This is a genomic window from Candidatus Clostridium helianthi (assembly GCF_045310795.1).
Lineage (GTDB): Bacteria > Bacillota > Clostridia > Clostridiales > Clostridiaceae > Clostridium > Clostridium helianthi.
This window is the reverse complement of record NZ_JBJIAB010000025.1, coordinates 1-25,801: the sequence shown is the minus strand read 5'-3', so window position 1 is coordinate 25,801 and position 25,801 is coordinate 1. Positions and strand designations below refer to the sequence as shown.

The 25,801-nt window shown below is 30.4% G+C and carries 20 protein-coding genes; 14 read left to right on the top strand and 6 right to left on the bottom strand.

Annotated features, from left to right (window positions below; all coding sequences use genetic code 11):
• The first annotated feature begins 89 nt into the window (after positions 1 to 89).
• On the top strand, positions 90 to 1,229 hold the full coding sequence (gene nspC, locus ACJDTP_RS17655; RefSeq protein WP_406761982.1) for a carboxynorspermidine decarboxylase: 1,140 nt from the start codon (positions 90 to 92) through the stop codon (positions 1,227 to 1,229).
• A gap of 86 nt (positions 1,230 to 1,315) precedes the next feature.
• On the opposite strand, the gene ACJDTP_RS17650 is transcribed toward nspC, so the two are convergent.
• Complete coding sequence (locus ACJDTP_RS17650; protein ID WP_406761981.1) at positions 1,316 to 2,533, bottom strand: DUF5105 domain-containing protein; 1,218 nt, start codon at positions 2,531 to 2,533, stop codon at positions 1,316 to 1,318.
• An 884-nt stretch (positions 2,534 to 3,417) separates the two neighbouring features.
• Here ACJDTP_RS17650 and ACJDTP_RS17645 point away from each other — a divergent pair.
• Complete coding sequence (locus tag ACJDTP_RS17645; RefSeq protein WP_406761980.1) at positions 3,418 to 3,936, top strand: hypothetical protein; 519 nt, start codon at positions 3,418 to 3,420, stop codon at positions 3,934 to 3,936.
• Between the two features lie 130 nt (positions 3,937 to 4,066).
• Complete coding sequence (gene splB, locus ACJDTP_RS17640; RefSeq protein ID WP_406761979.1) at positions 4,067 to 5,089, top strand: spore photoproduct lyase; 1,023 nt, start codon at positions 4,067 to 4,069, stop codon at positions 5,087 to 5,089.
• 269 nt (positions 5,090 to 5,358) lie between these two features.
• Here splB and ACJDTP_RS17635 read toward each other — a convergent pair whose 3' ends face one another.
• The gene (locus tag ACJDTP_RS17635) at positions 5,359 to 5,679 is read right to left on the bottom strand and encodes a YddF family protein (protein WP_171772576.1); all 321 of its coding nucleotides are present in this window, start codon (positions 5,677 to 5,679) and stop codon (positions 5,359 to 5,361) included.
• Between the two features lie 274 nt (positions 5,680 to 5,953).
• Here ACJDTP_RS17635 and gtfA point away from each other — a divergent pair, with 274 nt between their 5' ends.
• Complete coding sequence (gene gtfA / locus ACJDTP_RS17630; RefSeq protein WP_406761978.1) at positions 5,954 to 7,372, top strand: sucrose phosphorylase; 1,419 nt, start codon at positions 5,954 to 5,956, stop codon at positions 7,370 to 7,372.
• A 124-nt stretch (positions 7,373 to 7,496) separates the two neighbouring features.
• Here gtfA and ACJDTP_RS17625 read toward each other — a convergent pair whose 3' ends face one another.
• On the bottom strand, positions 7,497 to 8,357 hold the full coding sequence (locus ACJDTP_RS17625) for an AraC family transcriptional regulator (RefSeq protein WP_171772574.1): 861 nt from the start codon (positions 8,355 to 8,357) through the stop codon (positions 7,497 to 7,499).
• 243 nt (positions 8,358 to 8,600) lie between these two features.
• Between ACJDTP_RS17625 and ACJDTP_RS17620 the strand changes: the two genes are divergently transcribed.
• The 5 genes from ACJDTP_RS17620 (at position 8,601) to ACJDTP_RS17600 (ending at position 15,147) form a co-directional block, all read left to right on the top strand.
• Positions 8,601 to 10,787, top strand: coding sequence for an alpha-galactosidase (locus ACJDTP_RS17620; protein ID WP_406761977.1), 2,187 nt, complete (start codon positions 8,601 to 8,603; stop codon positions 10,785 to 10,787).
• A 481-nt stretch (positions 10,788 to 11,268) separates the two neighbouring features.
• Positions 11,269 to 12,552: an ABC transporter substrate-binding protein gene (locus ACJDTP_RS17615; RefSeq protein ID WP_077869579.1), complete on the top strand. Its 1,284-nt coding sequence runs from the start codon at positions 11,269 to 11,271 to the stop codon at positions 12,550 to 12,552.
• 90 nt (positions 12,553 to 12,642) lie between these two features.
• Entirely contained in the window at positions 12,643 to 13,575 is a 933-nt protein-coding gene (locus tag ACJDTP_RS17610) for a carbohydrate ABC transporter permease (protein ID WP_077869580.1), read from the top strand.
• Between the two features lie 17 nt (positions 13,576 to 13,592).
• Positions 13,593 to 14,420, top strand: a complete 828-nt coding sequence (locus tag ACJDTP_RS17605; RefSeq protein WP_077842397.1) for a carbohydrate ABC transporter permease — start codon at positions 13,593 to 13,595, stop codon at positions 14,418 to 14,420.
• Positions 14,421 to 14,532: 112 nt separating this feature from the next.
• Positions 14,533 to 15,147 (top strand): YczE/YyaS/YitT family protein, encoded by a 615-nt coding sequence (locus tag ACJDTP_RS17600; RefSeq protein ID WP_406761976.1) that lies wholly within the window; start codon positions 14,533 to 14,535, stop codon positions 15,145 to 15,147.
• A 278-nt stretch (positions 15,148 to 15,425) separates the two neighbouring features.
• On the opposite strand, the gene ACJDTP_RS17595 is transcribed toward ACJDTP_RS17600, so the two are convergent.
• Positions 15,426 to 16,256: an AraC family transcriptional regulator gene (locus ACJDTP_RS17595; protein ID WP_171772569.1), complete on the bottom strand. Its 831-nt coding sequence runs from the start codon at positions 16,254 to 16,256 to the stop codon at positions 15,426 to 15,428.
• A 251-nt stretch (positions 16,257 to 16,507) separates the two neighbouring features.
• Here ACJDTP_RS17595 and ACJDTP_RS17590 point away from each other — a divergent pair, with 251 nt between their 5' ends.
• Together ACJDTP_RS17590 and ACJDTP_RS17585 are read left to right on the top strand one after the other, a co-directional pair.
• Entirely contained in the window at positions 16,508 to 18,694 is a 2,187-nt protein-coding gene (locus ACJDTP_RS17590; RefSeq protein WP_406761975.1) for an alpha-galactosidase, read from the top strand.
• Positions 18,695 to 18,731: 37 nt separating this feature from the next.
• On the top strand, positions 18,732 to 20,165 hold the full coding sequence (locus ACJDTP_RS17585) for a PTS transporter subunit EIIC (RefSeq protein WP_406761974.1): 1,434 nt from the start codon (positions 18,732 to 18,734) through the stop codon (positions 20,163 to 20,165).
• 70 nt (positions 20,166 to 20,235) lie between these two features.
• On the opposite strand, the gene melA is transcribed toward ACJDTP_RS17585, so the two are convergent.
• Positions 20,236 to 21,561, bottom strand: a complete 1,326-nt coding sequence (gene melA, locus ACJDTP_RS17580) for an alpha-glucosidase/alpha-galactosidase (protein ID WP_406761973.1) — start codon at positions 21,559 to 21,561, stop codon at positions 20,236 to 20,238.
• Between the two features lie 525 nt (positions 21,562 to 22,086).
• Here melA and ACJDTP_RS17575 point away from each other — a divergent pair.
• The 3 genes from ACJDTP_RS17575 to cysK all read left to right on the top strand — a co-directional run bounded on the left by ACJDTP_RS17575 (position 22,087) and on the right by cysK (position 24,974).
• The gene (locus ACJDTP_RS17575; protein WP_406761972.1) at positions 22,087 to 22,926 is read left to right on the top strand and encodes an AraC family transcriptional regulator; all 840 of its coding nucleotides are present in this window, start codon (positions 22,087 to 22,089) and stop codon (positions 22,924 to 22,926) included.
• A gap of 149 nt (positions 22,927 to 23,075) precedes the next feature.
• The gene (locus ACJDTP_RS17570; protein ID WP_041899835.1) at positions 23,076 to 23,597 is read left to right on the top strand and encodes a nitroreductase family protein; all 522 of its coding nucleotides are present in this window, start codon (positions 23,076 to 23,078) and stop codon (positions 23,595 to 23,597) included.
• A gap of 441 nt (positions 23,598 to 24,038) precedes the next feature.
• Positions 24,039 to 24,974 carry a cysteine synthase A gene (gene cysK, locus ACJDTP_RS17565; RefSeq protein ID WP_077838876.1) on the top strand — a complete coding sequence of 312 codons (936 nt, stop codon included), beginning with the start codon at positions 24,039 to 24,041 and terminating at the stop codon, positions 24,972 to 24,974.
• A 76-nt stretch (positions 24,975 to 25,050) separates the two neighbouring features.
• Here cysK and ACJDTP_RS17560 read toward each other — a convergent pair whose 3' ends face one another.
• Complete coding sequence (locus tag ACJDTP_RS17560) at positions 25,051 to 25,461, bottom strand: hemerythrin domain-containing protein (protein WP_406761971.1); 411 nt, start codon at positions 25,459 to 25,461, stop codon at positions 25,051 to 25,053.
• Positions 25,462 to 25,801 lie beyond the last annotated feature (340 nt).

The window sequence follows — 25,801 nt, the reverse complement described above, 5'->3', positions numbered from 1 at the left end:
AATGATGGAAAAGAGACAAAATTATCAAGTGAAAAGAGATTGGAATCTGTGATTGAAGCTTGTAATTAGAAAAAAGGTTTGGTGATTTAATGAAAGATATAGATTTAAGCAAATTACCATCACCATGTTATTTGGTTGATGAGAGACTCCTTAAGAAGAATTTGGAGACTTTAGATTATGTTCAAAAGGAAACAGGTGCCAATATTATTCTGGCAACTAAAGCGTTCTCTATGTACTCAACTTTCCCGCTGATTGGAAAGTATCTAAAAGGAGTTACTTCAAGTTCTCTTCATGAAGCTAGACTTGGATACGAAGAGATGGGGAAGGAAGTACATATTTATTCTCCTGCATATAGAGAAGACGAATTTGATGAGATAATGAAATATAGCGATCATATAGTATTTAATTCATTTAGTCAATGGAGAAAATATAAGGATAAAGTCAAAAACTTTAAAGGAAAGAAAATCGAATGTGCTATTCGTATTAACCCTGAGTATTCAGAGATAGAAACAGATATATATAATCCATGTTTTGAAAATTCAAGAATGGGAGTTACTTTGGCTAACTTTGAAGAAGAAGATCTTGAAGGTATAGATGGATTGCATTTTCATACAATGTGTGAACAGAATTCAGATACCCTTGAACGTACAATAAAAGTGGTGGATGAAAAATTCGGAAAATACATCAAGAAAATGAAGTGGATTAACTTTGGTGGTGGTCATCATATTACTAGAGAAGATTATGATATAGAAACACTAATAAGATCTATTAAATTCATAAAAGATAAATATGGAGTACAAGTATATCTTGAACCAGGTGAAGCAATTGCTCTAAATACAGGATTCCTTGTATCAACAGTATTAGATACTATGAAAAATGGAATGGATATAGCTATACTAGATACTTCAGCGGAATGTCATATGCCAGACGTACTTGCAATGCCATATAGACCTAATATAATAGGTGCTGGAAAGCCAAATGAATTCGAATTTACTTATAGATTTGGAGGGCCAACTTGCCTTGCAGGTGATATTATAGGAGATTATTCATTTAAAGAACCTTTAAAGCCAGGAGATAAACTTGTATTTTGCGATATGGCTATTTACTCAATGGTTAAAAATAATACCTTTAATGGAGTTAATCTTCCTGCAATTGTAAAATATAGTGAAGAAAAAGGTATTGAAATAATAAAAGAATTTGGATATGAAGATTTTAAGGCTAGATTATAGCAGAAAAAAAATAAGCGATTCAGAATAGAGGTAAAATCCTATTCTGAATCGCTTAAGTTTGTTAAGGCTTTTTATGATATTTCTGATTATTTCATAACCATTTTGGAAATGATTTCAGTATAATTAGTAGTATCTGATGGCAACCATATATTTCCGACTTTGGTGAAGCTGAATGTATTTTCAGTTGTTGTTGAGCTTATTTGGCCCTTATTAATTGAATCTATTAGGTTTGCAACGTAAGCTTCTGTAAGCTTTTGTTTATCTCTAATACCATTTGATAGTGCCTGAGATGTAGTAATATTTACAGCATCTTTAGAGATTTGATTTCTATCTATAAATGTTGATGATACTTTAACTTGTGCAGAATTATCTGTTTTAGACACTTCTTCAAAATTAACCGAGTTTTTACTTATAGCACTTCTTAGAGCAGTTATCATTCCTTGAAGTTGATCATCTGATAATGAAATACCAGATTGTCCAGATTCTTTTTTGAAAGTTTTAAAATCATTTTTATTTATATTCCTAATTATTCTTTCGCCAAAAGCTTTGCTGTAACCAAGTTTCTCCATGCCGCTACTATCTTCCTTAATTACTAAGTTCCAAAGAACTTCAGCACTTTCTTTTGGTGAGATACTTTCTTCATCAATATTAAGATTAGGATTATCTTTATTTACTGCTAATTCAACTAACTTGTACCCGAAATTAGTTTGATCATCTGCAATCCAATATCTATTAACTTTTTTAAATTTAAATGTATTTGAAGATTTATCAGAGCTCACTTCTGCATTTTTTAATCCTTCTGCAAGCTTGTTTAAATATATTTCACCAAATTTTTTATTTTCCTCTTCATTACTTGTAAAGTCCATCTTATCCGTTTCATCTAAAGCATCCATTGCTGCTTGTTCATCGATTTTTTTAATATCAAAATTAGTAGTTGAAATTTCTACTTCGGCTTCGTCACCAGATTTAGAAATTTGCTTTGTTTCATAGGTAATCTTTGAAAGTGCTTCTTTATATGCTTCACATATAGAATTTAATTGTTCATCTGAAGCTGAATATTGCATCAAAAGAACATTTTTTCTCAATTGATCCTTAATTTTATCTTCGTATTCTTTTACTATATTGTCTTTCTCAGAGTCAGATACCCCTATCTTTTGAATATCTTTAGCATCAGATTTAAATATTAGTGAACAGTAAATGTCAGCTGAATTTTTTGCTGCATTACTATCAAAGCATCCACTAAATAAAAAACTAAATAGTAACGCCACCAATGCTAAAAAACCAATTATTCTTTTTTTCTTCATTATTTTTTACCCCTATCATTTTAAGTTATAGTAGTTAACAAAGTACATTATATCATCCAATTAAAGTAATTTAAAGTTGTTTTTTACTAATATGGATGCTATTATAAAATAGAATTGGGGTAAAATTTCGTATCTATCTTTTTAGGCAAATGTAAAAGAGTGATTTAAATAATAAGGGATAGATTAAAGGAATATTTACACTTTAAGAAGATTAGGTTTAGTTTATGTAAAAGAGTTACTTATTTTGTTCAAAAGAACCAGGGAACAGATATACCAACTTATCAAGTTACATTCCTTAATGATGGTAAGTCTTATATATTTACAATTTCAGCTGTGAAAAAGATTTCGGATGAAAATATGAAGTCATTTGAAGATATGCTAAATACAGTTGAATTTCAGAGGTAACTAAACTTTTAATTAATATAAAATATTTTTAAGTAAAGTTTATATATAATTTTAAAGACCACTGTTCTAAGTCATCTTAGAATAGTGGTCTTTGTGTAGAACTTTTATTATAAATAATGCTTATTATGTAAAAGGATTTTATAAAATGAAAATGTATACAAATGTTTTAGATTAATTGTATCCAATGGTAAAAATACAGTATAATTACATATTTAATTTATTAATTAAGTTTATTATTTATGTTATAATAAAGCTGAAACAAGTATTCTACAGATTATTTTTGTAGAAAGGAGCAATAAACTCAAAATGTTTAACGTTAACAATGACACTATGAAGTCATATTTAGATATGAATACTAAATCGGGATAGAATTAAATTTCTTTATTTGAATAAAAAAAATTAAAACTCTTAAAATAAGAAAAATCTTTATAAATAGAGTATTAGAATTTACATTAAAATATAAAAAAGGGAGAATAAATATGAAACAAGATAAAAATTATCTATCAGCAATTTTAATTGTGGCAGCTACTGGTTTTAGTTTATTTATTATTATGCAGAATTTTTTAACTAAAACAAATGAGAGAGGAGTTAGTGCTGGATTGCCATTAATGATTCCAACTTTAGCATTACTTATTCCTTTAGCGATAATAATTATAACAATGATTTCAAGGGAAGTAAGATATAAGAAAGCTCTGGCTAATGGGGTTAAAAGTGTGGGACTTATTAGAAAGGTAACAGAAACAGGAAAGAAGCATTCAAGAAAATTAGAAGAAGTCAAATTGGAACTTGATGTTTTAGAGCAGAATGGAAGTAAATTTTTAGGGGAAGTAACAACAGTTATTCGTTATGCAGAATTAGCGTTCTTAAAAGAAGGGGAGCCAGTTCCTGTTATTTATAAATCGGATAATAAGCAAGAAATATCAATAGATAGGAAACCTAATGTAAACGAGCTTAAGGATAGAATAAACAATTATAAAACACAAAATAATATCAAATAATTAAAAGTAAATTTAGGTATATATAATATAATTTTTAGCAAATACTAGCTTTATATAAACAAACACATAATATAAATATAAAGAGAGGAGAAAAGGAACCAGCGTATATATGCTGGTTTTTTGAAAAAATATGTTTATACCTAAAAGAGTTATATTTGAAAAAGATTCATTAGATTATGAGGCAGCTAAAAATATTTTGAATAAGTTTAAAGATAAAGAGGATGTTGAGATTATCAATATTACTTCAAATAAATTAAAACAGCATATTCCTGGAGAAGATTTTTATGCCCAGTATAGGGAAGGAAAAAAGACTTTAGTGGTTGGAACAAAGAAGAGTCTGAAATTTCAATCCTGTAAGCCTTCGGCCCATTATCAATTACCACTAATATCAGGGTGCATGGGGCAATGTGAATATTGTTATTTAAATACAAAACTCGGAGATAAACCTTTTGTGAAGGTACATGTAAATATTGATGAGATTTTAAGTCAAGCTCAGAAGTATATAGATGAAAGGTTGCCTGAAATAACCATATTTGAAGGTGCAGCTACATCAGATCCAATACCAGTGGAACCTTATACTCATTCACTTGAAAAGGCTATCGTATTTTTTGGTAAGTATGAAAATGCTAGATTTAGATTCGTGACAAAGTATAATGATATAGATTCACTATTGGATTTAGAACATAATGGTCATACTGAAATGAGATTTAGCATTAATACATCATCAGTTATTAATAAGTATGAGCATGCAACAGCTTCTCGTGACTTAAGGATAGAAGCTAGTATAAAGGCGGCTAAAGCAGGATATCCAATTGGTTTTTTAGTTGCACCTGTGTTCATTTATCCAAATTGGAAAGAAGAATATCATGATTTATTGTTAAGTTTAAGTAAAAATCTGCCAAAGGATTTAAAAACTCCAGTGACCTTTGAGATAATATCGCATCGTTACACATCAACAGCAAAAAATATAATACTTCAGGTTTTTCCAGAAAGTGAATTACCAATGAGTGATGAAGAGCGTAAATTCAAATATGGTCAATTTGGATATGGAAAGTACGTCTATCCAAAAGAAAATATAGATGAAATGAAACAATTCTTTATAAAAGAAATAGAGGACTTATTTGAAAATAAAGAAATTAAGTATGTTATATAGATAAATAGCAGAACGTAGATTTAAGTTTATCTACTGAAATGTGTGGGTTTCATATCAAATAGGTATAATGTTCTATAGGACTACTGGAATATAATTGAAGGCACTGAAAAGCAGGTATCATCCAATTCATCATACTTAATTTTATTTTAACAAGCTAAATTGGAAAGAACTGCTTTTTAGAATATTTGGCGATACCATTTATCTTTTCAGAGTAAGAGTATCTGTAGATACAATAAACCAATTACAATTCTAAGTTGAAAATTTTCTATTCATTCTAATCGCTCCATTAACTTAAATGAATAGCCTATTTTTTCTATTTCATCCCTCGACAAGACTGATCCCTCTGGAGGCCTCACATTTAATTTAAAAACTATAGCTTTTTGCCCTACTTCTTGTTTAAAATTTATACGATTCATTTTAATATCCATATTAAGTGTATCTGCGATAGCCTCTGCTGTTGATTCGTGCCCTATTGCAGATATGAATCCGTTCTTAGATAAAAGCTTTCTTGCAGATTCAACATCTATATCACTTATCTTATAAACACCATTTGTTGTAGCAACAGTTCCATTAAATATAGCAACCTTCATGTTCATCACCTCTAATAATATATTACTACATAAATCCTATATTTGTCAGTCATTTAATTTATATTTCAAAATCAATATATTTTCAAGGATTATTAGAATGATGTTTGGGAATATAACATTTCTCCATACTTTTGCTACATAATAATATATTATTATTGAAGTAGTATATATATAATCTAGTTAGAATAGTTATCGTTTCCACATTAATTTCTAGTTTCAAATTTTAATGTTTTGGAAGAGGTAACCCTAATTAGAGAATAGGAGAGAGTATATTATGAGTAAAATCAAAAATGAAATTATGCTAATAACTTATGCAGATAGTTTAGGAAAGAATTTAAGGGAATTAAAGGATGTTTTAGATGAACATTATTCTGATGCAATAGGAGGTGTTCACATACTACCTTTCTTTCCGTCATCAGGAGATAGAGGCTTTGCACCTATGAGGTATGATGTGGTAGATGAAGCCTTTGGTACAATTGACGATGTTAAAGAAATAAGTAAGGATAAATATTTAATGTATGATTTCATGGTGAATCATATTTCAAGGCAATCTGAATTATTTAAGGACTTTCAAGAAAAGAAAGATGAATCAAAATATAAGGATTTTTTTATAAGATATAAAGACTTTTGGGAAAATGGTGAGCCAACCGATGAACAAGTAGGTGCAATTTATAAAAGAAAACCAAGAGCACCTTACTATGAAGTTGAATTTAAAGATGGAAGCAAGGAAAAACTCTGGTGCACTTTTGCAGAGGAACAAATTGATTTAAACATGGATTCAAAAGTTGCAAGAGAATTTATTAAAGATACACTAATATCAATGTGTAAAAATGGAGCATCAATTATTCGTTTAGATGCTTTTGCATATGCTATAAAGAAATCGGGGACAAGCTGTTTCTTCATTGAGCCAGAAATGTGGAATTTACTTTATGAAATTCAAGATACGGTTAAAGAATATGGGGTAGACATATTACCAGAAATTCATGAACACTATACTATACAACATAAGATTTCAGAAAAAGGTTTTTGGATTTATGATTTTGCTCTTCCAGTTTTGGTTTTAAATGCTTTATATTCAGGGAAAGGTGATAATTTAAAGAGATGGCTTGATATGAGTCCAATGAAGCAATTTACAACTTTAGATACTCATGATGGCATTGGTATTGTTGATGTAAAGGACTTAATGACAGATGAAGAAATAGAAGAAACTAAGGAAGCTATGTTCACAAAAGGTGCAAATGTTAAAAAGATTTACAATACAGCAGCTTACAATAACTTAGATATTTATCAAGTTAATTGTACTTATTATTCAGCATTAGGAAATAATGATAAAGCATATTTATTAGCTCGTGCAATACAATTCTTCGCACCAGGTATACCGCAAGTTTATTATGTAGGAATGCTTGCAGGTGAAAATGATATTGAGCTAATGGAATCAACTAAGAATGGAAGAGATATAAATCGTCATTATTACTCAAAGGAAGAAATCAGAGAAAATTTTAATAACAGAAAAATAGTAAATGATATGAGAGATTTAATGAAATTTAGAAATAATAATCTTGCTTTTGGATTAGAGGGAGAATGTATTACTGAAGTTGATGGAAGTAAACTTGTAATAACTAGAAAATGCGGAGAACACATTGCAATTATAAAAGCTGATTTAAAAACTCATGAATTCACTATTGAAGCATAGTAGTAATTTCTAAGTTTATATCATTGTAGATAATCAATAGTTATTATTTAATGAGGAATAATTGCCCTAATCCGGAAAAAATACGTCATCTAATTTTTAGAATGGCGTATTTTTAGCTAAATAACTATATTTTATTGGGAAAAGCACTTTCCCTATAACTTTTTGGGTTATTACCTATAATTTTTTTGAATATCTTAGAAAAGGTTAGTGGATCAGTGTAACCCACTGAGGCAGCAATAGCCTTAATTGATAAATCTGTACTTTTTAGAAGCTCGCAAGCCTTATCTATTTTATAGTTTACTAAAAATTCTTGTGGTGACATATTAATATTTCTCTTAAAAATGTTTGCAAGATAGCTTCTGTTTATACCAATATAACTGGCGATATCATTTATTTTTATATTGTTTGAGTAATTATTTTCTATAAATTCTATAGATTTTTCTAAATATAATTCAGTACTTTTATAGGTTTTTATATTATAAGAGTCTTTTCTTGTTTCAGCTAATGCAGACATAAAGAAATATAAAAGTCCTTCAAGTTTTAATTCATTCGAATAATCCATTTCTTTTAATTTAAGCATTTCAGAAATGTAGTTTTTTAAGGAGTCGTCTTTTGAATATTCAAATATAAGATTTTCTTCATTTAGATTTGCATAATTTAAATAAGTTTGAGCTTTAACACCATTAAAACCAACCCACATATAGGTCCAAGGATTATTCTCATCTGCTTTATAATAAGTTAAAACATTTGGACAAATCAAAAAGCCTTGGTTTTTCTTAAGTTTATATGTTGTGTTATTAACAGTGTAGGAACCTTCCCCGTCAATTATATAGTGAATTAAATATTGAGGCCTTATTGCTGGACCATATGAATAACCAGGAGTACAATTTTCTGAACCGCAATAGCACAGAAACAAGTCTACAGATTGTTTCTTTTGTGGTTCAAGATATTTTGATTTGTTACTTTCTTCATATTTAATTTCCATGATATTTACACACTCCTTAAGTTGGTAGTCGCAAAACATAACATTTCTACATAAGCAACATACATAACACCATATAATTCGCTCTTTCATGTAATTATAATGAATACATAGATAAACTTAGTCTAAAAAAATCTATGAGGAAATGATAACATTAACAGAATTATTTATCAACTAGTTTACTAAAGTAAATATGTTCTGAAAATAGTTGTATCCAAAGAGTATATATTAAATGGAGGAATTAATATGGCAATTATTTATGAAAAGAATACAAGAACATTTCATCTAAAAACCCAAAAAACAAGTTATATAGCAAAAGTGTTAGAAACTAACCATTTAACTTACCTATACTGGGGGAGAAAAATAAATACTAATAATTTAGATTACCTTATTGAAAAAAATTTATGGGGAAGTTTTCTTACTAATACAGATAGTATAGGGACTTTTCAATTGGAAGCGGTGTCTCAGGAATACCCTGGATATGGAAGTACTGATTTACGTTCACCAGCAATAGAAATTCAGTTTAAAGATGGAACTTCAGCTACTGATTTTAGGTATGATGGCCATAAAATTTATAGAGGAAAGCCTTTTCTTAGAGGATTACCATCAACCTATGTTGAAGCTGATGATGAAGCAGAAACTTTAGAAATATATTTACGAGATGAACTAAAAAATGTAAAGGTTATATTAACATATAGTGTTTTTGAAGAATTTGATTCAATAACAAAATCAGTTAGGATAGTAAATGAGAGTGAAGAAAATATAAATATATTGAGAGTTTTAAGTGCTAATGTTGATTTTAAAGAAGATAATTTTGATTTTATACATTTATCAGGTGCTTGGGCAAGGGAAAGACATATTGTTAGAACAGGCCTTAGGTCTGGAATGCAGTCAATAGAAAGTAGAAGGGGAGCAAGTAGTCATGCTCAAAATCCTTTTATGGCATTAGCACGAAAAGGTGCAAGTGAACAAAATGGAGATGTTTATGGATTTAGCTTAGTTTATAGTGGGAATTTTTTAGCTGCTATCGAAGTTGATATGTATAGTAAAGCCAGAGCTCAGATTGGTATGAATCCTTTTGATTTCAATTGGATATTAGAAAAAAATGAGGAGTTTCAGGCTCCAGAAGCGGTACTCGTATATTCTTCAGATGGATTAACAGGAATGTCTCAAATATATAATAATTTATACGGTAAACGCTTATGCAGGGGTAAATATAGAGATGAAGTAAGACCAATTCTTATAAATAATTGGGAAGCCACTTACTTTGATTTTAATGAAACTAGTATAAAGGAAATTGCTAGTGAAGCAAGTGATTTAGGAATAGAACTTTTTGTTCTTGATGATGGCTGGTTTGGAAAGAGAGATGATGATACCACATCTTTAGGTGATTGGTTTGTTAATGAAGAAAAAATAAAAGGTGGACTTGGAAAGCTTTCTAAAGAAATAAATGAAATAGGATTACAATTTGGATTATGGTTTGAACCTGAAATGGTATCTCCAAACAGCGAATTATATAAAAATCATCCTGACTGGTGCATTCATATACCAGGTAGAAATAGGTCAACTGCTAGAGAACAGCTTATATTAGATCTATCAAGAAAAGAGGTATGTGATTATATAATAGAAACAGTTAGTAGTGTATTAGAGAATGCATCTATTTCATATGTAAAATGGGATATGAACAGAAATATGAGTGAAATAGGTTCACTTGGACTGCCACCTGAAAGACAAAGAGAAACAGCACATAGGTATATGCTAGGTTTATATAGAATACTCGAGGAAATAACAGCAAAGTTCCCAGAGATATTATTTGAAAGCTGTTCTGGAGGCGGCGGTAGGTTTGATCCAGGAATGCTGTACTATATGCCACAAACTTGGACAAGTGATGATACCGATGCTATAGAAAGACTTAAGATACAATTTGGAACATCCTTAGTTTACCCAAGTGCTTCAATGGGCTGCCACGTATCAGCAGTGCCAAATCATCAGGTTGGAAGGGTTACTCCTATAGGAACAAGAGGAATTGTTGCTATGTCAGGAAATTTTGGGTATGAGCTTGATATTACTAAGTTGACAGAAGCAGAAAAGGAAGCAATAAAAAATCAAGTTGAGTTATACAAGCAAATAAGGGAAACAGTTCAGTTTGGAGACACTTATAGATTAATAAGCCCTTTTGAAAGTAACGAAGTTGCATGGATGAATATCTCAAAAGATAAAAAGGAAATTGTCATAAGCTACATTAAGCAATATGCCGAGCCAAATAAATGGAATAAACCGCTAAAGCTCACAGCCTTAGAAAATGATGCGAAATATCAAATAATTGATGAAGAGATAGTTTTTGGCGGAGATGAATTAATGAATATTGGATTAGTTATACCAGAGCTTAAAGGTGATTATGCAGCTAAACAGTGGATATTGAGAAAAATATAAAATTTTATTATTATAAATAATCAGTTATGAATTTTATAATAATAGAGATATGAAGATAAATTGTTTTTGTTAAATATGCATGAAAGCAAAGAAAGTACATTAATGTTTATTGAGAAGTATGTGAGAATTAATTGAAGAGAACATTTAACGGCAGGTTGTTTCGCTTTTGCTTGAACTAATAAAATTAAGGGCAGGTAGGGAAGTGGGACCGCCTGCCATTTAACTTTATCTATTAGAAGTATTACTGGTTTCACTGAATTAAACATATATCGAGTTTAAGTTTAAATATTAGTAACTAAAATTTACACAGGTATCCGGAGAAAATGTTTTCACTTGTACACATTTAACCATCAAACGATTACATTAAACCATTTGAATTAGAAGTACAATATAATATTATTTATGTATGGCAATTGAATAAATAACAGTGCTAAGAATTAGGATATGTATTCAAACATAATTAAAAACAGGGGGTCAAATAATGAAAAAGAGCATTAAGAAATTTATAAGCATTATTGCAGCAACTGTGGCTGTAAGTACTTTAGTTGTTGGGTGTGGTGGAACCAATTCCACTGGTGGGGGCTCGAAAGGTGATGTTACTTTAACTTATGCAATCTGGGATAAGAATCAAAAACCAGGCATGGAAGCAATTGCAGCAGCTTTCCATGAAAAAAACCCTAACATTACTGTAAATGTTGAAGTCACACCATGGGATCAATATTGGACTAAGTTAGATGCTGGAGCTTCAAGTGGAACACTACCAGATGTTTTCTGGATGCATTCAAGTAATTTCTTGAAATATGCTAACGGCGACGCGCTAATGGATATTACTGATAAGCTAAAGAATAGCAGCGATGTAAATCTAGATAATTTTCCTAAGGATCTTGTAGATTTATATACTGCGAAAGGAAAGAATTATGCAATACCAAAAGATTATGACACAATAGCTCTATGGTATAACAAGACTATGTTTGATGCCAAAGGTATACCTTATCCAGATGGAACATGGGATTGGAACAAGCTATTAGAAGTAGCTCAGAAATTAAACGATCCAGCAAACGGAGTATATGGATTCTTATCGCCTGTGGATACTCAACAAAATTATTATGACTTCATCTATCAAAATGGAGGAGAAGTTTTATCTGCAGATAAGAAAAAATCAGGTTATGATAAACCAGAAACTAAAGAGGCAATGCAATTTGCAGTTGATTTTAGTCAAAAGTATAAGGTTTCTCCAACAGTACAACAATTCGCAGATACGAGCCGTGATCAATACTTTGAATCAGGAAAAGGTGCTATGGCATTTTTTGGATCATGGATGGTAAGTGAATTTAAAGCAAATGAATATGTAGCTAAAAATTGTGATGTAGCTATTCTTCCTTTTGGAAAGAAAAAAGCAACTATGTATAACGGATTAGGAAATGCGGTTTCAGCAAAAACAAAGAATCCAGATGCGGCTTGGAAGTTCTTAGAGTTCATGGGTACAAAAGAGGCAAATGCTATTCAAGCTGAAAAAGCTGCAGCAATTCCAGCATTCAAAGGAACTGAGCAAGCATGGATAGATAATAACAAACAATTTAATGTAAAAGTATACCCGCAAATGTTAGAATATGCACACATATTCCCTAATTCTGAAACAAGATCAAAATGGGATCCATTAGAAACACAAATATTCTCTAAAATGTGGTCAGGTGACATATCAGTAGAAGATGGGTGTAATCAAATGGCTAAGGAAATGAATGATCTTTTAGCTACAGAACAGTAGGAATTTAAATGATAACAGTCAGTAAACTAGTTGTTGGCTGTTATCGATCCAAGATATAAATATTATAAAGAGGAGGCGAAATATAGAATTATGGTTATTGAAAGAGACACACGAAAAGTTACAGATGAAGTTAAGAAAACAAATAGAAAGAACTTACGTGATTATGGTTGGGCTTATTTAATGATAGCTCCAACCATATTAGGACTTATTGTATTAAATATATGGCCATTAATTCAAACGTGCTATTTGAGTTTTACTAAAACTAGCGGTTTCGGAAAGAATCAGTGGGTTGGCTTAGATAACTATATACGTATGTTTTCTGATTCAAGTGTGATGCATGCAGTTATAAATACCCTTGAATATACAGTTATTTCAGTTCCAGTAGGTGTAATTATTTCTTTATTCATTGCTGTATTATTGAATTCAAAGATTAAGGGAAAAACTATCTATCGTACAATTTATTTTCTTCCCATGGTTTCAGCTCCAGCAGCTATAGCTATGGTTTGGAGATGGTTATATAGTTCAGATTATGGTTTGTTTAATTATTTACTTTCATTAGTAGGAATATCGGGAGTAAAATGGCTTACTGATCCCAATATTGCTCTTATATCTGTAATAGTAGTAGGCATATGGAGTACTATAGGCTATAACATGGTTATTTTACTTGCAGGTCTTCAGGAAATACCAAAAAGCTTCTACGAAGCTGCTGATATTGATGGGGCGGGACCTATAAGGCAATTTTTCGCTATCACATTTCCCTTAGTATCTCCAACAATGTTCTTTGTTGTAGTTACAACGATGATAAGTTCACTTCAAGTGTTTGATTATATATTTATGATGATTGATAAAACTAATATTGCAATGGAAAAAACTCAGTCATTGGTTTATTTATTCTATAAGTATTCCTTTATTACCAATGATAAAGGTTATGGTTCAGCAATAGTTATGTTATTGCTAATAATAATTTTAATAATTACAGTGATTCAGCTTAAGTTACAGAAGAAGTGGGTTCATTATCAATAGTTAGGAGGTGCAGTTTTATGAAAGAAAGTCTGAAATCAAAAAAAATCATAATTCATGGTATATTAATAATAGGTTCCTTAGCAATGTTACTTCCATTCATATGGATGATAATAACATCTCTAAAGAATCTAACTGAGTCGACACAAGTCCCACCTACAATTATTCCTAGACAGTTCAAGTTTAGCAACTATAAGGATGTATGGGACTTACTACCTTTTGGGCGATTCTATATAAATACAATTCTAATGCTTATATTTAGAATACTAGGTTCAGTATTTTTTAGTGCAATGGCAGCATACGCTTTTGCTAGAATAAAATTTCCAGGTAAAAATTTCTTTTTCATGATTGTACTTATTCAAATGATGATACCAGGACAATTGTTTATCATCCCTCAATATAACATAGTTTCAAAGTTGGGATTACTAAATACAATTTCAGCCTTAGTTATTCCTGGAATAGTAAGCGCATTTGGTACCTTTTTGCTTAGACAATTTTTTATTGGAATACCAAACGAGCTTGAAGAAGCCGCAATATTAGATGGGTGTAATAGATGGCAGATATTTTGGAAGATTATGATGCCTTTAACTAGATCAGGGTTAATAGCTCTTGGAATATTTACTGCATTATTTGCTTGGAAAGATCTAATGTGGCCTTTAATAGTAAATGTTTCGATAGATAAAATGCCGTTATCATCAGGTCTTGCATCACTACAAGGCCAATATTCAACAAACTTTCCGCAACTAATGGCAGGTTCGATGATAGCTATATGGCCAATGCTTTTATTATTTATCATATTCCAAAGACAGTTTATTGAGGGGATTGCTAGTACTGGTTCAAAGAGCTAAGAATGATTCATATAGAAGAGTTACAGCTATTTGGAAAAGCGCAAGAAGCAATAAATATACCTAATATCTGATTATCAAAGTAAAATCTTAAGAATATCGGATGGCAAAGAATATGAAATATAATGTAAAACAATTTATGGTATTTTTGAGTGGGATTGTATTAATGACGTTAGGAGTATCATTGACAGTTAAATCAGAAGTTGGAGCGGGAGCATATGATTCTATAAATTTTGGATTAGCTAACTTGCTAAAGGTTAATGTTTCAATAGCAATATGGATAACATCTTTTGTTGTTGCTGTTATTTCGTCAATGGTAAGAAAAAGGTTTCTAAAATTCACTACATTTTTAACTTCAATACTAGTAGGGATTTTTACAGATATGTGGGTAATGATGACTGAAAGAATAGTGTTTAGCACAACCTATGAGAAAGTAGTTATATATTTCATTGGAATATTCCTAATTGCAACTGGAATATCAATATATATTATTCCGAAGTTGCCTGTGAATCCAACAGATGACTTAATGGTAGCACTTACAGAAGAAAAGAGTATAAGTTTAATGAAAGCAAAACTTTCTATAGACGGAATATGTATTATAATTGCATTTATTTTGAAAGGGCCTATAGGAATTGGCACTATAACTGCTACACTTTTTGTAGGTCCGTTAATAGATATTATAAATAAAATAATAACACGTATTTGTTCAAAGAGTTTATCTTTTAAATAAATATTATCTTAATATATTTGCGTAAGAATGTATAAAAATATTTCAAATCATTAATTTGCTCATATAATTAAATTACATAGATATATCCAAATTGAGCAGTAGAAAATATCCTATTTAAAGAGTTTGATTAAAGGTTGCTTTACTTTTACCTGTCCCAATTGATAATTAGGATAAGATAAAGTGGAGCAGCCTTTAATTGAGTATATAAATATTCATATGAATATCTATATCTATATTATGTGGCAGAGAACGACTATTAAATAAAAAAATATAAAATATTATTCTAGATTTGAGCATTTATACCGAAAGTCAGAAGGGCTTAATCCTTTTGATTTTTTGAAGGTTTTAGAAAATAAAAGTGGATCGGAATAACCGACAGAACGAGACACATCGCTAATTCTCAACTCAGTGTTTTGAAGTAATGAAGCTGCTTTTTCCATCCGTAGGGAAAGAAGATATTCCTGCGGAGATTTATTTGTGAAATTTTTAAATATTCTATGTAAATAAGAACGATCGATGCAGATATGAGCGGCAATGTCCTTAATAGCTATTTTATCTGCATAATTTTGATGAATGAAAAATAAGGCTTCTTCAATATAATTTATTGGTCGATCGGTTGTTATCACTTCATGATTTGGGAAGTTCTCGCATAGAAGATATAAAAATTCATAAAGCTTAGATAAAATAATTAAATTTCTATTAGAGGTTGTTTTTGATGAATCAACAATATTACTAAGTGAATTAAGCAAATTACTGTTTTCGGGAAAAGAGAAGATAGGATTATCTGAAGATAGAGTCGTTCTCTTTAAATAATCTTTTGCTTTTATTCCATTAAATCCAATCCAAGTGTACTTCCAAGGAAATGCTCTATCAGCTTTATAATATATTAGAACATTTGGTTCAATTAGAAACCCTTGATTTTTTTCTAAGTTATAGGTTTTTCCATTAACTTTATATGTACCTTTTCCATCAAGTACATAGTGAATCATATAGCCACTTCGTACAGCAGGGCCATAGGAATGTTCACTTTCGCAAGATTCTATGCCACATGTATAAAGGTTAAGTTCAATGTTTGAGTAATCATTGTTATTAGAAAAAACAAAAGCCATTTTTTATACCTCTCATTATTAAAATCATATCTTAGTTTATATATTTTTAAGATTTTGAATAAAAATATTAGTTGTCACAGGAATGCTTTTTGAGTCTACATTTTTCTATATAAATATATCATGTAAACAATTAAAATTAAAGTATAAAATATTTAATTCCATATTGCTTTAAAATTAGTGCACAATTTTAAAATAATATATTTTGAATATTTAAACCAAATAGAATTTTAAAGATAGATTAGGAGATACATATGAGTATAAAGATAAACGAAGAAAAATTACTGTTTCATTTGCAGGGGAAGAATACTAGTTATGTAATGCAAGTAATAAGAGATGGGTATTTAGCACATTTATACTGGGGTAAAAGAATCAATAAATATAGAGGAAGTAATAAAATAGTATTTATGGATAGAGGATTTTCTCCCAATCCAGACGATAAAGACAGAACTTTTTCCCTTGATACTATCCCTCAAGAATATCAAGCATTTGGAAATGGAGATTTTAGAATTCCAGCGTATCAGGTCAGAATTAATGATGGATATAGAATTTCAGATCTTCGATATAAGGGATATGGATTATATAAAGGAAAACGAGAGCTTGAAGGTTTGCCTGCTACTTATGCAAATTATATAGATGAAGCGGAAACTCTTGAAATTATTATGGAAGATGTTGTGATTGGGTTAGAAGTTACTTTAAGTTATACGTTATTTAAAGAACTAGATGTAATAACTAGGAGTGTTAGCTTTAGTAATAAAGGAAAAGAGAGTATAAGGCTTCTTAGAGCATTAAGTATGAGTGTTGATTTTAGAGATGATGATTTTGAAATGATAACTCTATATGGAGCTCACAATAATGAAAAGAATATAGCAAGAAGAAAGATTGTACCAGGAGTACAACTTATAGATAGCTGCAGAGGAGCAAGCAGCCCACAGCAAGCTCCTTTTTTAGCATTAATTAGGAAAGACACAACAGAAGATAGTGGAGAAGTATATAGTTTTAATTTGGTTTATAGTGGAAATTTTACAGCCCAAGTGCAAGTAGATTCTTATAATAATACTAGAGTATCTATGGGAATAAATCCTTTTGATTTTTCATGGCTTCTAGAAGTTGGAAAAGGATTCCAAACACCAGAAGCTGTCATGGTTTATACACAAAATGGAATAGGAGAAATGTCTAGGATCTACCATAAATTGTACAGTCAAAATTTATGCCGGGGAAAATTTAAAAATAAAGTAAGGCCTATTCTCATAAATAATTGGGAGGCAACGTATTTCGACTTTGATGAAGAGAAGATTGAAAGTATAGCTAAAGAAGGAAGAGAGCTTGGAATAGAACTCTTTGTATTAGATGATGGATGGTTTGGAAGGAGAGATGATGATAATAGCTCTTTAGGAGATTGGATTGTAGACAAACGTAAGCTTCCAAATGGATTAGAGGCACTGGCAAATAAAATAATAAGTATTGGAATGGAGTTTGGAATTTGGTTTGAACCAGAAATGGTATCTATAGATAGTGATTTGTATAGAAAACATCCAGATTGGTGTATACACGTTCCAAACAGACCTCATATATTAGGAAGGAATCAGCTTGTGTTAGACCTATCGAGGGATGAAGTTTGTAGCTATATTATAGAATCAGTCTCAAATATATTATCAAGCGCCCCAATAACTTATGTAAAATGGGATATGAATCGTCATGTTACAGATATTGGCTCAGAAATATTGACTTGTGAAAGACAGGAAGAAGTAAGTCATAGGTACATCTTAGGTTTATATAGGGTAATGGAGGAACTAGTAAGTAGATTTCCTAATGTACTGTTTGAAAGCTGTTCGAGTGGTGGTGGAAGATTTGATGCAGGAATGCTGTATTATATGCCACAGACTTGGACAAGTGATAATACCGATGCAATATGTAGAACAAAGATTCAATATGGCACGAGTTTTGTATATCCAGCAATAACTATGGGAGCGCATGTTTCAACTGCTCCAAACCATCAAGTTGGAAGAATAACACCACTTGAGACAAGAGGACATGTAGCTATGACAGGAAATTTTGGGTATGAATTAGATTTAACAAAGCTTACAAATGAAGAAAAAGAAATGGTTAGAGAGCAAGTTAAATTATATAATGATATAAGAGAAATAGTACAGTTCGGAGAATTATATAGAATATTTAATCCTTTTGATGGAAATGAAGCTGCATGGAATTTTGTGTCTAATGACAAAAGTGAATTTGTAGCAACATATGTTAGAATACTATCACTTCCAGCGGCGCCAATTAGAACAATAAAATTTAAAGGGTTGAACTCGGAATATGATTATCAAGATATTTCAACAGGAGAGATATTTGGTGGAGATGAATTAATGAATGTCGGGATTACCATTGAAAGGGTAAAGCAAGATTTTCTTAGCATTCAATGGAGATTCAAAAAGATATAAATTCTGCAAGATGTATAATACGAAAGGAAGATAAATTATGGGTAAACAAGAGAGGTATCTAAAAATTTCTGAAGAAATTATACAGAATATCGGTGGAAAAGATAATATACAAGGTGTTGCTCATTGTGCAACAAGACTTAGAATAGTTTTAGATGATAATATTAAAGCTAAGATGGATAAACTAGACAATATTGAATTAGTTAAAGGAGTATTTATAGTTGGAGACCAGCTTCAAATTATTTTTGGAGCTGGACTTGTAACTGAAGTTTACGAGGTTTTTTCTAAATTAGTAGGAATAGAGAATATGTCCTTATCTGACGTAAAGAGTAAATCAGCTCAGAAGCTTAATCCATTACAAAGAGGAATTAAATCCTTATCAGATGTATTTATTGATATTATGCCGGGAATACTTGCAGCAGCATTACTAATGGGATTATCAGGATTACTTGGACAGGCGGGACTATTTGGAGAAAAATCAATTATTCAAATGTATCCAGCTTTATCAGGTGTAAATAGGTTTGTTAGCATAGTTTCATCTAGTGTTTTTAGTATTCTGCCATTAATAGTTGTGTATTCTGCTACTAGAAGATATGGCGGAAAACCAGTATTAGGATTGGTTATCGGAGCAGTTATGTTAAATAGCAATTTAGCAGATGCCTATGAAGCCGCTAAAGGTGCTGTAAATCCAGATATCATAAATGTCATAGGACTTAATATAAAATTAGTTGGCTTTCAGGGTGGAATAATTATTGCTTTAATGATGGGATTTGTGGTTGCAAAACTTGATACCTTCTTTGATAGAAAAGTTCACAACAGCGTTAAGTTACTAGTATCACCAATGCTTACAGTCTTTGTTGCTTCGTTCTTACTATTCACAATTATAGGACCAGTAGGACGTGCTTTGGCTAGTGGAGTAACAATGGGATTACTATGGATAACTCAAAGTTTTGGCATTTTTGGATATATGTTTTTTGCAGGAGTACAGCAAATAATAGTTATTACAGGAATACATCATATTTTAGGTGCTATTGAAAGTCAACTTTTAGCAGATACAGGCACAAACTTCTTGAATCCATTAATGTCAGTTGCAGTAGCAGCTCAAGGTGGAGCGGTTTTAGGATACTTAGCACTGCATTGGAAAGACATAAAAATAAGAGAACTTGCAATTCCAGCATTTACTTCAACATTATTTGGAATATCAGAACCAGCAATTTTCGGTGTGAACTTAAGAAACAAATTTCCTTTAGTTGCAGGCTGCTTGGGAGCAGCAATTGCAGGAGGTTATGTTTACATTAGTAAACTAGTTTCAATGGGATTTGGAACTACAGGTGTTCCTGGTTTTGCAATAGCATCAAGTGCAAATAAGGGGTATGTAAATTACATAATAGCACATTGTATTGCAATATCATGTGGAGCATTATTTACAATATTATATGGAAAAATAATATTAAAAGGGAAAGTCTCTAAATAAGTTAAGAAGAAAGAAAATCCCCTAAAAGGATTAGGTGAATGTTTTTAGGGGATTTTTAATAATATAGTGTTTAAACATTAAAGTCTTTCATATAATCTCCGTGAGCTTCGATCATTTCATCACACATTTTTATAATATCATCAATGGATAGTTCAGCAGCTGTATGTGGATCCATCAGGGCAGCTTGATAGATTTTACGTCTATCTTTTGTAACTGCTGCTTCAATTGTCAATAGCTGAGCATTTATATTACTCATATTCATAGCAGCAAGTTGAGTTGGAAGTTTTCCTACATGAGTTGGATGAATTCCCATAGCGTCGACCATACAAGGAACTTCTACACAGGCATCAGTTGGTAAATTATCAATGAGTCCAGTATTTAGTACATTACCACCAATTTTATAAGGGGTATTAGTCACAATTGCCTCCATAATATAAGATGCATATTCTTTTGAACGTTCATGTGTAACTTTACCATCACGTAATATTTCATTTTTTTCTTTTTGCCAACCCTCAATTTGTTCAATACATCTTCTTGGATATTCATCTAGAGGGATATTAAATTTATTAATTAGTTCTGGATATTTTGATTTAATGAAAAAAGGATTATATTCTGCATTATGTTCGCTTGACTCAGTGCAATAGTATCCAAGGTGTTTGATGTATTCATAACGAACCATGTCTTTATGTTTTTCTTCACCAGAATTTTTTAGCTCAGCTCTTTTTCTAATCTCAGGGTATAAATCATTGCCTGCTTTATCATATATTTCTAATAACCAACCCATATGATTAATACCAGCAATTAATTCTTTTCTACCTTCTAATTTATCTTCCATGCCTAAATCTTTTAACAAATGTTCTGAACATACTTGCACACTATGACAAAGTCCAATTGTTTTTACTTTAGTGAAACGTTGCATAAAACCTGTAAGCATAGCCATTGGATTAGTATAGTTTAAGAAATATGCATCAGGGCATACTTCTTCCATATCTTTTGCGAAGTCAGCCATTACAGGAATTGTTCTTAGAGCTCTCATAATTCCACCGATTCCAATTGTATCTGCAATAGTTTGTTTTAATCCATATTTTTTAGGAATTTCAAAATCTGTGATTGTGCAAGGATCATATCCTCCAACCTGAATAGCATTAACCACAAAAGTTGCATCTTTAAGTGCTATCTTTCTATTTTCAACGCCTAAAAAACATTTTATATTAGCTCTGCCATTATTTATATTTTTGTTGATTGCATTTAGGATTATTTCACTTTCCTTTAATCTTTCCTCATCAATATCATAAAGTGCAATTTCACTATCTCGTAGTGCTTCTGTGCACATACAATCACCTAACACATTTCTTGCAAATACAGTACTTCCAGCTCCCATAAATGTAATTTTCATATAATCATCCTCCTTGAGTAATTTTGATATAATTATAAATAAATTATATAATTGTAAATGTATGCTTTCTATGTTTTATGTTTCTAAAAATTGTGGTTATGTTGAATGTTTGTATACTTTTATTAATAAAAATTAAAAGTGGATTTATGATTTTGGTAATTTATTACATAAATTTAGTTTTAAAGTTGGATAGCTATATTCATAAAGTATAGATAACCCAACTTTAAGTTAGATTTATACTATGAAATATATCCCAACTAGAAATAAGAATTATGCTTTTGTGAAATGTTTCATTAGGAATTTGATGGCTTTGATTCTTAGATTAAAAGTTGTTCCAAGTATGCTAGTTCAAAGCTTGCCTTTGAGGCTAGCATCTTGGGTGCAACTTGTGAGCTTAGAATCATCCATCATAATTTCCTTAGAAACTGGAACAACAGCATAATTCTCATTTCGGCGAGATATATGCATAAGTCTAGGTCTTAGTTGGTTTATCTATATGTAAGTACCATAGAGGAGGATTAATTAATGGAAGCAAAGTTAGAATTTACTTCAAAATATAGATCAATCAGTACTTTAACAATATACTATGGAGGCCATGAGGTCTGTGCGCCATCCCATTCTTTTGGGCCTGCCATTCGTCATCACTATCTTTTGCATTATATTTTAAATGGAAAAGGGAAATATTATGTAAATAACAAATGCTATGAATTACAAAGAGGAGAGGCTTTCTTAATTTGTCCAGGTGAATCTACCTATTATAAAGCAGATAAAGAAGAGCCTTGGGAGTACTGTTGGGTAAGTTTTGATGGGAATGATGCTAGCACTATTCTAAAAAATTGTGGATTATCAAAAAATAATTTGATTTTTAAGGATAATAGTAATGGAATTTTCAAAGAAAGGCTACTTTCACTAATACATAATTATGAAGAAGATAGTCACAATGAGTATGCTCTCATTGGTCAGTTGTATATGTGTTTTTCAACCATGTATGATCAGGCGAATATAAAAGAAAAAAATACTTGTGAATCATATGCTGATAAGGCCCGCGATTATATTTATAATAACTTTGGCTATGATATCAAAGTTAGCGATATAGCTAAATACGTTGGAATTGATAGAACATATTTATATAAAATATTTATGGATGAATATAAAATTTCACCTCAAAAATATCTTATTTCTTTTCGGTTAAATACTGCCGTGAATTTACTTGAAACCACGAAAATGAATATAACAGAAATTTCTTATTCTTGTGGATTTAAGGATACTCCTACTTTTTATAAACATTTTAAGAAACAGTTTAATATTACACCTGTGCAATATAGAAAAAGTAACATTGACTATATTAAACTACCTAATGAATAGAAAAGATGATATTAATAAAACCAGATTGGTGTAATTAGTCATAAAATTGATATAGTGGTATAATTTAAATATAAGAATTATAATTAATTATCTTCAAATTAAATGGAAAAATAACGTATAAACATTTTTGTGTAAAAGGAGATGTTATCATGAATGAAGTATTACAAAACATATTAACAAGAAGAAGTGTGAGAGCTTTTAAGGAAGAACAATTAAAAGATGAAGAATTAGATTTAATTTTACAGGCAGGAGTAAATGCGCCAAGCGGAATGAACAAACAAAGTTGGCAATTTACAGTTGTTCAAAGCAAAGAAAAGATGGAGCAGCTTGCAAAAGTAGTTAGAGAAGCTTTGAAAAGGGATGCTGGATATAACTTTTATGCGCCTCCAACTTTAATTATGTTGTCTAATGATAGAGAGAATACAAATGGACTTGCAGATTGTTCTTGTGCATTAGAAAATATATTCTTAATGGCAAATTCACTAGGAATAGGTTCATGTTGGGTTAATCAATTAAAGAATATTTGTGATGAAAAAGAAGTAAGGGAAGTATTAAATAGCTTTGAAATACCTGAAAATCATATTGTTTGGGGAATGGCAGCTTTAGGGTATCCGGCTAATACACCGAAGGCACACGGAAGAAAAGATGGAGTGATTAAATTCATAAAGTAATATCTATTAAAACAAATATCGGAATCAAGATGTGTTTCAATATAGAGAAAAATAAGCAAAATATCCTGAGTCTAGGAATTTGCTTATTTTTTATTCTGTAGGAAATCTACATATATAAAAAGAGTTTGAAGCACAATACAGAATTTATCTAAAGTTACCTGAAACTTTGTTCTTTAAAAATTAGCAATAATTGAATTATGAATAAATTACTATAAATAGTTAGAAAATAGAATGTTATAATATATCAAAAATAAAATTTACTATTTTATTTTTTAAAATAATTATTAATATGTATATTTATCATCAATTGCATATATATGTAATTTAGGCAAAACTTTTTAAAATATACAAAAAAGTATTGACTATATAAAAGTAGAGGAATATACTTATAACATAGTAAACTGATAAGAATTATATGAGAAAGTTTAAGGAGTGGTTGGAATGTCAAAGATATATAAGAATTTAGCAGAATTAGTAGGTAGAACCCCATTACTAGAAGTTGCAAATTATAGTAAGGGAAAAGATTTAAAAGGAACAATATTAGCTAAGTTGGAGTATTTTAATCCAGCAGGAAGCGTTAAAGATAGAATTGCAAAGGCTATGATAGAAGATGCTGAAAACAAAGGTTTATTAAAACCAGGATCAGTAATAATTGAGCCAACTAGTGGTAATACAGGAATCGGTATTGCATCTGTAGGTACTGCAAAAGGGTATAAGGTTATAATTGTTATGCCAGAAACAATGAGTGTAGAAAGACGTAGTCTTATAAAAGCTTATGGAGCTGAAATAGTTCTAACTGAAGGAGCAAAGGGAATGAAAGGGGCTATAGCTAAAGCAAGTGAGTTAGCAAATGAGACTCCAAATTCATTTATACCAGGACAATTTGTAAATCCAGCCAATCCAGAAGTTCATAAAAATACAACTGGTCCTGAAATATGGGAAGACACAGATGGAAAAGTAGATATATTTGTTGCAGGTGTTGGTACAGGTGGAACTGTTACAGGAGTTGGAGAATACTTAAAATCTAAAAATCCAGATATTAAAATTGTTGCAGTAGAACCAGCAGATTCACCAGTTTTATCAGAAGGTAAATCAGGCCCTCACAAAATACAAGGAATTGGTGCTGGATTTGTACCAGACGTTTTAAATACAAAAATATATGATGAAATTATAAAAATAACAACAGAGGAAGCATTTTCTGCTGCTAGAGAATTATCTAAAACAGAAGGCTTACTTGTTGGTATTTCATCGGGAGCTGCTGCATATGCTGCAACAGAATTAGCAAAACGTCCGGAGAATGCAGGAAAAACAGTTGTGGTATTATTACCAGATACAGGAGAACGTTATTTATCAACTGCATTATTTGAAGATAAATAAGAATATATAGGAAAAGCATTTATAAACTCAATTCGCTTAGCTTTAAGTGAATCGAGTTTATTTTAATTATACAAATCTATCTAATTAATTTATATAACTCACTTTCTTCTTTACTAATTCTCTTTTCTATAGCAACTAAGATTTTTTTTGTTTCGCTTATAAAAACTTCATTGCCTTCAGATATTATTTTACTCTTTGTATTAAATTTATTTTTATAATTTGTAAATGTATCTGAAATTCCACCCATTTCATTAATATATGAATTTGCTAGCCTTTTAAGTTTATTATCATCTCCATTAAGTAGATTAGGGTATAAAAATTTGTCCTCTGAACTTAGATGAATTTTCAACTTTCCAGCAAGTTTGTTTATATGAGTAGTTATATCCAAAAGATCAGATTCGAATTTTTTATTATTAATTGACTCATTTATATAATTTATTTCCTCAAAAATACCTTTATGTTCTCTCATCAAATTATCTATATTCATAATTAACACCTCATTAATATTTGTAATTCATTAACTAAAGTATAGTTTTTATATGATAATAAGTATGTAACAAAAGTTACAATATTTATTTGTTTATGAATATTTATCTTATAAATGAGGAATTTTGGCATTAGCACTGAAATAACAAGAAAATTATTAATTGTCCAATGTGCACTAAATTATTGTCTATAAAATTATAGAATATATATTGCCAATATGGTATTATAGTTTTGACAAAGATGTCTTTATTATTAATAAAGGCATTTTTTTATTGTATAGGAAATTATAGAATTTCGAAGAGTCTAAAGCTAGATGGGATCTAGCTTTAGACTCTTCGGTA